Raw genomic sequence first — 8920 nt, 5'->3', positions numbered from 1 at the left:
ATATCTCCGGGGGCGCACCGGACGCCCCCACACTACCCGCCGCCTTCCAGGGCACGCCCCCTCACAACCTGCCGCAGCTGAGCGGACGCTCCCTCACATACTGCGGCAGCTGACCGGACGCCCCCTCACATACTGCCGCAGCTGACCGGACGCTCCCTCACATACTGCGGCAGCTGAGTGGACGCTCCCTCACATACTGCGGCAGCTGAGTGGACGCTCCCTCACATACTGCGGCAGCTGAGCGGACGCTCCCTCACATCTCGCTGAGCGCCGGCCGGACGCCCCCCGCCCCCCAGCCCGGCCCCGGGCACCCCACCCGCCACACCGCCGTCGTACCACCCAACAACCGAGGAAACGTCCCGTGACCACCCGGCGACACGTGAGGGAGCGTCGCCGGGGGAGCGGCGAAAAGTGAGGGAGCGTCGCCGGGGAGCGACGCAAAGTGAGGGAGCGTCGGGTGGGGGGCGGCGAGAGGTGAGGGGGCGTGTGGGCCGGTAGAGTTGGTGCCCATGGAAAACCTCTTCAGTCACGCCGCCGCCTCCGGCGCCAATGAGCGCGATCCAGCCGTGGCACTGGACCCGGTCGTCTGCGCAGTGGTGGTTCCCGGCCCGGTGGCCCGGACCTTCATGGGGTTCACGGACCACACACACCTTTGGTGGCCCATGGAGTCAAACAGTGTTTTTGGTCCTGGCTCGTACGTGGAGTTCGAGGAGAACCTGATCCTTGAAACGGCGGACGACGGCAGGACCACGACGTGGGGCACCATCGATGACTGGCAGCCTCCGTTGTCCTTCCACGCATCCTGGTACCCGGGCACCACTGCGATGTGGTCTACGGAGCTCAGGGTCGCATTCCAGGCTGTGGACGGCAACACCGAGGTCCGTGTGGTCCACGACGGCTGGGAAGGCGCTGAAGACCCCTCAGCGACCCGCGCGGCCTACGACAGGGCCTGGCCGGAAGTCTTGGGGCGGTTTGCGCGGTTCATGGGCGCTGAGGCCGGCTAGCGCGCGGACGGTGGGACAGCCGTGCTGGACCGGATGACGAACTTCGTGGGGTAGGTGGTATCGACGGCTTCCCGCTCCGCACCGCCGTCGAGCCCCTCCAGCAGCAGGCGCACCGCCAGCGCCCCCTGGCCGCGGGGATCCTGGTCAATGGTGGTCAGCCCGAAGAGTTCACCGAGATCGTGCCCGTCCATCCCGATCACGGACAGATCCTCCGGGATCCGGAGACCGAAGTCGCGGGCGGCCAGAATGGCGCCAATGGCCATCTCATCGGAGGCGGCAAAGACCGCCGTGGGGCGTTCTGAGCCTGAACCGAGCAACTGCCTGGCCGTCGCGTAGCCGCCCTGGATGGTGAAGTCCGCCCTGACGATCCACTCGGGCCGGACCTCGTGTCCTGCGGCTGCCATCGCCCCTTTGAAGCCTGCAAGGCGCGTGCGGGGGATCTTGAAGTCCTGTTCGTAGACAGAGTCACCCGTGAGGTGCGCGATCTGGGAGTGGCCAAGCTGAATAAGATGGTTCGTCGCCGCCGCAGAAAGGCCGTAGTCGTCGATGCGGATGGTCGATGCACCGTGCAGAGGGCCGCCGATGCCCACCATCGGCCGGTGCACCGCCAGCATTTGCCGGATCTCCGACTCCGTGAGGGCCAGCGCCACGGCGATGACGGCGTCAACGCGCTTGCGGAGCAGGAAGTCCCGGAGCACGCTCTGGCGGCGGCCTGAGACCTCCGTGACGTTGTACAGGGTCAGGTCATAGCCGGCGTCCAGCAGCGCTGCGGACACCCCTTCCACCACCGATGAGAAGTACCAGCGGTGGACGGATGGGACCACGATTCCTATGTTGTAGTTGCGCCCGGAGGCCAGGCTCGAGGCCTGATAGGAGGGCACGAACCCGAGGTCGGCTGCTGCAGCCTGGGCCCGCGCGCGGCTCTTGGCCGACACGTTGCCCTTGCCGCTCAGGGCCCGTGAAACGGTGGCTATGGACAGACCGGCACGTTCTGCGACTTCCTTGATGCCGGCCATATGTTCTTAGCTCTCCGCGTCCTCTATTGAAACCCTCATCCAAACGGTCTCTCCAGAGCCTAAACCATGCCAGTCGTCGGCGTAGCCGGCGTCCGCGCCGGAGCTGCGCAGCAGCACTTCGCCCGCGGGCAGCTCAAGGGAGTCCTGGCCTACGTTCATGATGACCAGGATGTTTCCGTTCAGGAAAGCCAGCGCAGAGTCGGTGCACCACTGTTCGGCCCAGGACAGTGAGCCGCGACCCAGCCCGAGTTCCCGGCGCAGCGACAGCATGCGACGGTACAGGTTAAGGTGCGACGACGGGTCCCCGGCTTGGGCGTCCCTGGCCAGTTCGGCGAAGCTCGCCGGTTGCGGGAGCCACGGGTCCTGGCCGGACCCGAAGCCGTGGTGCGGCTCGGACGCACGCCACGGCAAGGGGACACGGCAGCCGTCGCGGCCCAGACGCTCGCCGCCCGTGCGTGCGAACGTCGGATCCTGCCGCTGGTGGTCCGCGATGTCGATGCCGTCCGGAAGCCCGAGCTCCTCGCCCTGGTAGAGGTAGGCGCCGCCCGGCAGGCCGAGCATGAAGAGGGAGGCAGCAGCGGCCCGGGCACGGCCGAGGTCGTGGTCCGGCTGCGGGTCCGCGGGGCCGATTCCGTCGCCTTCGCGGGGACCGGTCCAGTAGTAGCCGAAGCGGGTGGCGTGCCGGACGACGTCGTGGTTGGACAGTACCCAGGTGCTGGGTGCGCCGACGGCGTCCAGCGAGGTCAGGGACTCGGTGATGACGTGACGCAGCCGCGGAATGTCCAGCCCCGCGTGCAGGTAGGGGAAGTTGAACGCCTGGTGCATCTCATCCGGTCGGACCCATTCCGCCAGCCGGGGCAGGGGATCCACATTGGCCTCGGCACACATAATGCGGTCGGGTCCGTATTCCTCGAGAATGCGCCGCCAGTTCCGGAAGATGTCGTGCAGGGCGGGCTGGCCGAACATCGGGGCCTCGTGCCCTGGAAAACCGTCGATGGTGCTGCCGTCTGCTCGTCCGCCCCAGGCAGGCAGCCCGGGCGCCTTGACCAGCGCATGCGCCACGTCCACACGGAACCCCGAGACTCCACGGTCGAGCCAGAAGCGGAGCACGCGTTCGAATTCGTCGTGTACCGCCTGGTTGTCCCAGTTGAAGTCAGGCTGGGAGGAGTCGAAGAGGTGCAGGTACCACTGACCCGGTGCTCCGTCAGCTTCGGTGATGCGCGTCCATGCGGGGCCGCCGAAGTGTGACTGCCAGTTGTTGGGCGGCTCTTCGCCGGCGGGGCCGGCGCCGTCGCGGAAGATGAACATGTCCCGTTCCGTGCTTCCCGGCCCGGCAGCGAGTGCGGCCTGGAAAGCGAGGTGCTGGTCCGAACAGTGGTTGGGGACCAAGTCCACGATCACTCTGATCCCCAGCCTGTTGGCTTCGGCGATCATGCCGTCGAAGTCGCCCAGGGTGCCGAACAGCGGATCCACGTCGCAGTAGTCGCTCACGTCATATCCGGCGTCGCGCTGGGGGGAGCGGTAGAAGGGAGAGAGCCACACGGCGTCGATGTCCAGGGCGGCCAGCTGCGGCAGTTCTGCAGTGATGCCCGCGAGATCACCGATCCCATCGCCGTTCAGGTCGCGGAAGGACCGGGGGTAGACCTGGTAGATAACGGCCGATCGCCACCAACCGTGGGCGTTGTCAGGGGCATGGATCGGCGTGAGGGACCGGGCCATTGGTGAAAGCGCTTGCATCAGTGAATCAACAGACATTGGGCCAGCTTAGAGTGGCCCAAACCACAATTGAAAGCGTTTCCAACCCATATTCTCTTGACAATTTCCGTAAAGCACCCGCCACTATCGGTCAGATGGCGCGCACAATCTGGAAGCGTTTGCACGGCAGCTGCCTCGGGCCCGTAGGCCAACATCTAGACTTGAAGGCACGTGTGACCGAAACGGGAGACCAATGAGCAGCATCGCCGACGAGCTCACCTCAGCTCTGGGACCAGGAAAAGTCGTCCAGGACCCAGCCGTGCTGGCCGCCTATGCCGTTGACCAGGCTCCTGTACTCGACTACCAGCAGCCACTCGCGGTTGTCTTTGCCGAGTCGGTCCAGGACGTCCAGGCAGCAGTCAGGAGCTGTGCCGCACGGCGGGTTCCGATCGTGGCCCGGGGCGCCGGGACCGGTGTTTCCGGCGGGGCTCATGCCACCGAAGGCTCGATCGTCCTCAGCCTGGAGCGGATGAACCGGATCCTGGACCTCAACCCGGACGACGAGACCGCCGTGGTGGAGCCGGGGGTGGTGAACGCGGACCTGAACGACGCCGCGGCCCGGCACGGTTTCATGTTTGCTCCGGATCCGGCGAGTTTCAGGATCTCGACAATCGGCGGCAACGTCGCGACGAACGCGGGCGGGCTGCGGTGCGCCAAGTACGGGGTGACCCGCGACTCAGTGCTGGCGCTCGACGTGGTGCTCGCGGACGGCTCACTCATCCATACGGGCCACCAGACCTTCAAAGGCGTGGCAGGCTACGACCTGACCGGATTGTTCGTCGGCTCCGAGGGCACGCTGGGGATCGTCGTTGGCGCCACGGTGCGGCTCAAGTACCTGCCCCGCGAGGTGCACACCATCGCGGCGTTCTATCCCGATTTCCGGCAGGCCGCCGCCGGAGTGCTGGCCGTGGGCAAGGCCCGGGTCCAGCCGGCCATCATGGAACTGCTGGACGGCGGGTCGCTCATCCAGCTGGATGAGATCCATGGTTCGGATCTCGCCGGCAGGGGCGCGTCCCTCCTGCTGGTCCAGACCGACGGGTTCGGGGCCGCAGCGGAAGCCCACGTCGTCCGTGATGTCCTGGCAGCGGGCGGCGCTGTGGTGACCACCGAAGCCAGCGAGGAAGCCGAGCACCTGGTGGAGATGAGGCGCAACAGCCGCGGCGTGGAGGTGGATGACCAGTATCGGGTGGGCGAGGACGTGGCGGTGCCCCGCTCCAGGCTGGTGGACTACGTGGCGGCCCTTGAAACACTGGCGGAGACCCACGCGGTGAGGCTCAAGGTGGTGGCCCACGCCGGCGACGGGAACCTGCATCCCACATTCTGGGTGGACCGCGTGAATGACCTGGCGGATGCCGAAGCAGCGGTGCGCCTGAACAAGGCCTTGGACGCGTCGATCGCCGTCGCGCTGGACATGGGCGGAACTATCACGGGGGAGCACGGCATCGGGCAGTACAAGCTGCGGTGGCTGAGCCTCGAGCAGCCAGAGCCCATCCGCGAACTGCAGCGGCGTTTGAAGGAACTCTTCGACCCGGCCGGGATCCTCAACCCAGGCAAGGCGATTTAACGCAGGCGTGCCAGTTAACGCAGGCGTGCCACGTCAGAGTCTTTAGTCGTCGGAGTCCGGATACTCGTCGATCGACTCCTCGGCGCCGTACCGGGATTCCTCGGTCTCCACTTCCAGGATCTTCAGCAGCTCGGTGTCCGGGTTGAGCATGATGGCCGCTTCATCGCGGCGGTGGCGCAGGATGGAATCGATGTAGGACTGGACGGCCTCCGCCAGCGGAATATGGCGCTCCTGCTTTTCGGACATGTACCAGCGGTGCTCGAGCACCTCGTGAACCGCCTCCGCAGGCTCCAGCTTGCCCGAGAGGTCGCGCGGGATGGAGCGCACGATCGGTTCGAAGATCTGGCTCACCCAGAGGTGGGCGCTGTACTCCTCATCCATTTCCGGATTGTTGTCGGCGCGGAACGAGTCCATGTCGTTGAGCAGGCGCCGGGCCTGGTTCTCCTGGGCGTCGAGGCCGGTGAGGCGGAGCAGGCGCCGCTGGTGGTGGCCGGCGTCCACAACTTTGGGCTGAAGCTGGATCGTGGTGCCGTTCTGGGTGGTTTTGATCGCATATTCTTCAACGTCGAAGCCGAGTTCATTAAGGCGGCGGATGCGGGCGCCCACGCGCCAGCGTTCGCCGAGCTCGAACGATTCCTTCTCGGTCAGCTCCGTCCACAGTCGGCGGTAGCTTTCCATGATGAGCTCGCTGGTGGCCACCGGATCCACTTTCTCCTCGATCAGGCCGCCGTCCAGGAGGTCCATGAGTTCGCCGGCGATGTTGACCCGGGCAATTTCGAGGTCGTACTCGCGCTGGCCGGTGGACAGGTCCGGATAGAGTTCGCCGGTCTCGGCGTCCACGAGGTAGGCGGCAAAGGCTCCGGCGTCGCGGCGGAACAGCGTGTTGGAGAGTGAAACGTCGCCCCAGTAGAACCCGATGAGGTGGAGCCGCACCATCAGGAGGGCCTGCGCGTCGATGAGGCGGGTCAGCGTGTCCTTGCGGAGCATCTGCGAGAAGAGCGCACGGTACGGCATGGAGAACTTCAGGTGGCGGGTGACCAGCACCGGGTTCAGGGGCCTGCCGTCGAGGGTTGTGCGGCCGGTGATGACGGCCACGGGCTCCACGCAGGGAACATCCAGCCGGGCCAGCTTGCGGAGCATGTGGTACTCGTGCCGGGCTACGTGCTCGGACGTTTCCTTGATCGCGATGACCGAACCGCCGAGGTGCGCGAAGCGCACGATGTGCCGCGAGATACCGCGGGGGAGCGCCGCGAGGTTCTCCGCCGGCCAGTCCTCCAGGGCGATATGCCAAGGGAGGTCCAGCAGTTCGGGGTCGGCGGCGGCGGCCGTGATGTTGAGGTTGCTGGCGACCGAGGATGCCTTGTCATCGTTGGCGCTGGCGGGCTCGAACCTGGGTAGCTTGCCGATCTGCCCGTAGTCGGTGGGTTCGTCGTGCCACTGGGCGCTGTATTCCTCGGTCATGGGTCAATTCTTCCGTACGTAGGGTTCGCATGCCTAAACATGGTCGGGTGCCGCGTTTAAAGCCCGACGGCGGCCCTTCCGTTTAGGGGAGGGCCGCCGTCGGTCTGATAATTCCGGTCGTGCTAAAGGCGGTTTTCGACAGGCTCAACCACCGTCAACCGTCCGTGGCGCGGACTAGTCGCCCAGGCGCTCGCCGGTCTTCGTGTCGAACAGGTGTACGTGGCCGGACTGGGGACGGACCCAGATGGACTCGCCCTTCATCGGAGGGCGGCGGCCGTCGACGCGGGCCACGATGTCGTGGCTCTTGCCGTCCAGCGTGGTGTGTCCGTAGACATAGGCGTCGGCGCCGAGTTCTTCGACGACGTCGACCTCAACCTGCAGGCCGTCGCCCTGCGGCGCGGTTTCCAGGTCCTCGGGACGGGTGCCGAGCGTGACGGTGGAGCCGTGTGCCTCTTCGAGGACGTTGCGCGGCACGGGGTAGACGGTGCCGCCGAACTGCACGCCGCCGTCGACGACCGGAAGTTCGAGCAGGTTCATGGCGGGGGAGCCGATGAAGCCGGCGACGAAGACGTTCTTCGGGCGGTCGTACAGGTTGCGGGGGGTGTCCACCTGCATCAGGAGGCCGTCCTTGAGCACCGCGACGCGGTCGCCCATGGTCATGGCTTCGACCTGGTCGTGAGTCACGTAGACAGTGGTGACGCCCAGGCGGCGGGTAAGAGACGCAATCTGGGTGCGGGTCTGGACGCGGAGCTTGGCGTCCAGGTTGGACAGCGGCTCATCCATGAGGAAGACCTGCGGGTTACGGACGATTGCACGGCCCATGGCAACACGCTGGCGCTGACCGCCGGAAAGTGCCTTCGGCTTGCGGTCCAGGTACGGCTCGAGGTCCAGGAGCTTGGCAGCTTCACGGACGCGCTCGGCGCGCTCTTCCTTGCTGACGCCTGCGATCTTCAGGGCGAAGCCCATGTTGTCCGCCACGGTCATGTGGGGGTAGAGCGCGTAGTTCTGGAAAACCATGGCGATGTCGCGGTCCTTGGGCGGAACGTCGGTGACATCGCGGTCGCCAATGAGGATACGGCCGGCGTTCACATCTTCGAGTCCTGCGAGCATGCGCAGGGAGGTGGACTTACCGCAACCGGAGGGTCCAACGAGGACCAGAAATTCGCCGTCGGCGATTTCGATGTTGAGCTTGTCAACAGCGGGCTTCTCTGTGCCCGGGTACAGACGCGTAGCGTTATCAAAAGTAACTGTTGCCACAGTTATCAATCCCTTCACCGGCAGGTACGTGCCGGACGATCCGTAGTGAATGGTTCATGTAATTCAGTTATGTACTGCAATATGTACTCCCCGGCCGAAGCCGAGGAGTATTGCGTGACGCCGCACGGTTCCTGTGCGCCACATCACACACAGAGTATGTCAGATTTATCTTGAATAGTTGCAAATGTTACGGAGGTCACACGTGAGATGCCGCACGCCGCGGTTGCCTCCAGATGGTCAGGACGGGGGTTCCACGGCCCTGCGGCGTTCCCGAAGCAGGGCCTCGAGCAGCTCGGCAATGTGCACCGGTGCTTCAACGCGGAACTGGGCCTGGGTGAAATCCAGGCCCACCTTCACGCCCACATCGCCGGGCCCGAGGCGGCCGAGGGCATCTTCGTCCGTGGTGTCGTCCCCGGCGAAGACGACGGCTGAGGCGCCGGACGCCTGCCTGAGGAAGTCCACGCCCTCGCCCTTGGAAGCGTGGACCACGGACGTTTCCAGGACCCGTTTGCCGTTCTTGAGATGGACACCCTGGCGGTCCTGAAGTGCTGCTCGCGCCGCGGCCACGGCGTCCTCCGCTACGTCATCCTCGGCCAACCGGGTGTGGAGGACGACTCCTGCGGGCTTCTCCTCCAGGAGGGTGCCCGGGGCAAGCTCCACGATGCCTTCGAGGATGCTGCGGACCTCGGCCAGGAGTTCCAGCTGTGCTGGGTCCAGGACGAGCGGGGTCGAACCGGGGCCCAGCCAGGCCTCCGCTCCGTGACTTCCGATGAGGAGAGTCTCGTCAGGGGGCGAGGCGACCGCGCGCAGGCTGTCAAGGGCCCTGCCGGAGATGAGGGCCGTCGTCGTGCGTGGAAGGGTGG

General features: G+C 66.0%; 7 protein-coding genes. 2 read left to right on the top strand and 5 right to left on the bottom strand.

Features of this window, described 5'->3' with window-relative positions; translation table 11 throughout:
• The first annotated feature begins 509 nt into the window (after positions 1-509).
• A complete protein-coding gene (locus AC3A3W_RS02920) occupies positions 510-1004 on the top strand; it encodes an SRPBCC domain-containing protein (RefSeq protein WP_487440390.1) in 495 nt (164 codons plus the stop codon).
• Here AC3A3W_RS02920 and AC3A3W_RS02915 read toward each other — a convergent pair.
• Both AC3A3W_RS02915 and AC3A3W_RS02910 read right to left on the bottom strand, forming a co-directional pair.
• Positions 1001-2020 (bottom strand): LacI family DNA-binding transcriptional regulator, encoded by a 1020-nt coding sequence (locus AC3A3W_RS02915; RefSeq protein ID WP_487440389.1) that lies wholly within the window; start codon positions 2018-2020, stop codon positions 1001-1003. The two genes, AC3A3W_RS02920 and AC3A3W_RS02915, sit on opposite strands and share 4 nt — an antisense overlap.
• Before the next feature lie 6 nt (positions 2021-2026).
• Positions 2027-3775 carry a glycoside hydrolase family 13 protein gene (locus AC3A3W_RS02910; RefSeq protein ID WP_487440388.1) on the bottom strand — a complete coding sequence of 583 codons (1749 nt, stop codon included), beginning with the start codon at positions 3773-3775 and terminating at the stop codon, positions 2027-2029.
• A gap of 193 nt (positions 3776-3968) precedes the next feature.
• Between AC3A3W_RS02910 and AC3A3W_RS02905 the strand changes: the two genes are divergently transcribed.
• A complete protein-coding gene (locus AC3A3W_RS02905) occupies positions 3969-5339 on the top strand; it encodes an FAD-binding oxidoreductase (RefSeq protein ID WP_487440387.1) in 1371 nt (456 codons plus the stop codon).
• Between the two features lie 42 nt (positions 5340-5381).
• On the opposite strand, the gene AC3A3W_RS02900 is transcribed toward AC3A3W_RS02905, so the two are convergent.
• The 3 genes from AC3A3W_RS02900 to otsB form a co-directional block, all read right to left on the bottom strand.
• Positions 5382-6800, bottom strand: coding sequence for a DUF4032 domain-containing protein (locus tag AC3A3W_RS02900; protein WP_205651390.1), 1419 nt, complete (start codon positions 6798-6800; stop codon positions 5382-5384).
• 174 nt (positions 6801-6974) lie between these two features.
• Positions 6975-8057 (bottom strand): ABC transporter ATP-binding protein, encoded by a 1083-nt coding sequence (locus tag AC3A3W_RS02895; protein ID WP_400581120.1) that lies wholly within the window; start codon positions 8055-8057, stop codon positions 6975-6977.
• 237 nt (positions 8058-8294) lie between these two features.
• A partial coding sequence (otsB, locus tag AC3A3W_RS02890) for a trehalose-phosphatase (RefSeq protein ID WP_487440386.1) occupies positions 8295-8920 on the bottom strand: 626 nt, incomplete at its 5' end.

The sequence above is a fragment of the Arthrobacter sp. Soil_N43 genome, assembly GCF_057655195.1.
The sequence above is the reverse complement of the archived record's forward strand: the minus strand, read 5'-3'. Positions and strand labels throughout refer to the sequence as shown.

What these genes read in the sequence shown, in the direction of transcription:
- AC3A3W_RS02920 (WP_487440390.1), top strand. Translation starts at nt 510, where the DNA reads ATGGAAAACCTCTTCAGTCACGCCGCCGCCTCCGGCGCCAATGAGCGC.
- AC3A3W_RS02915 (WP_487440389.1), bottom strand. Translation starts at nt 2,020, where the DNA reads ATGGCCGGCATCAAGGAAGTCGCAGAACGTGCCGGTCTGTCCATAGCC.
- AC3A3W_RS02910 (WP_487440388.1), bottom strand. Translation starts at nt 3,775, where the DNA reads ATGTCTGTTGATTCACTGATGCAAGCGCTTTCACCAATGGCCCGGTCC.
- AC3A3W_RS02905 (WP_487440387.1), top strand. Translation starts at nt 3,969, where the DNA reads ATGAGCAGCATCGCCGACGAGCTCACCTCAGCTCTGGGACCAGGAAAA.
- AC3A3W_RS02900 (WP_205651390.1), bottom strand. Translation starts at nt 6,800, where the DNA reads ATGACCGAGGAATACAGCGCCCAGTGGCACGACGAACCCACCGACTAC.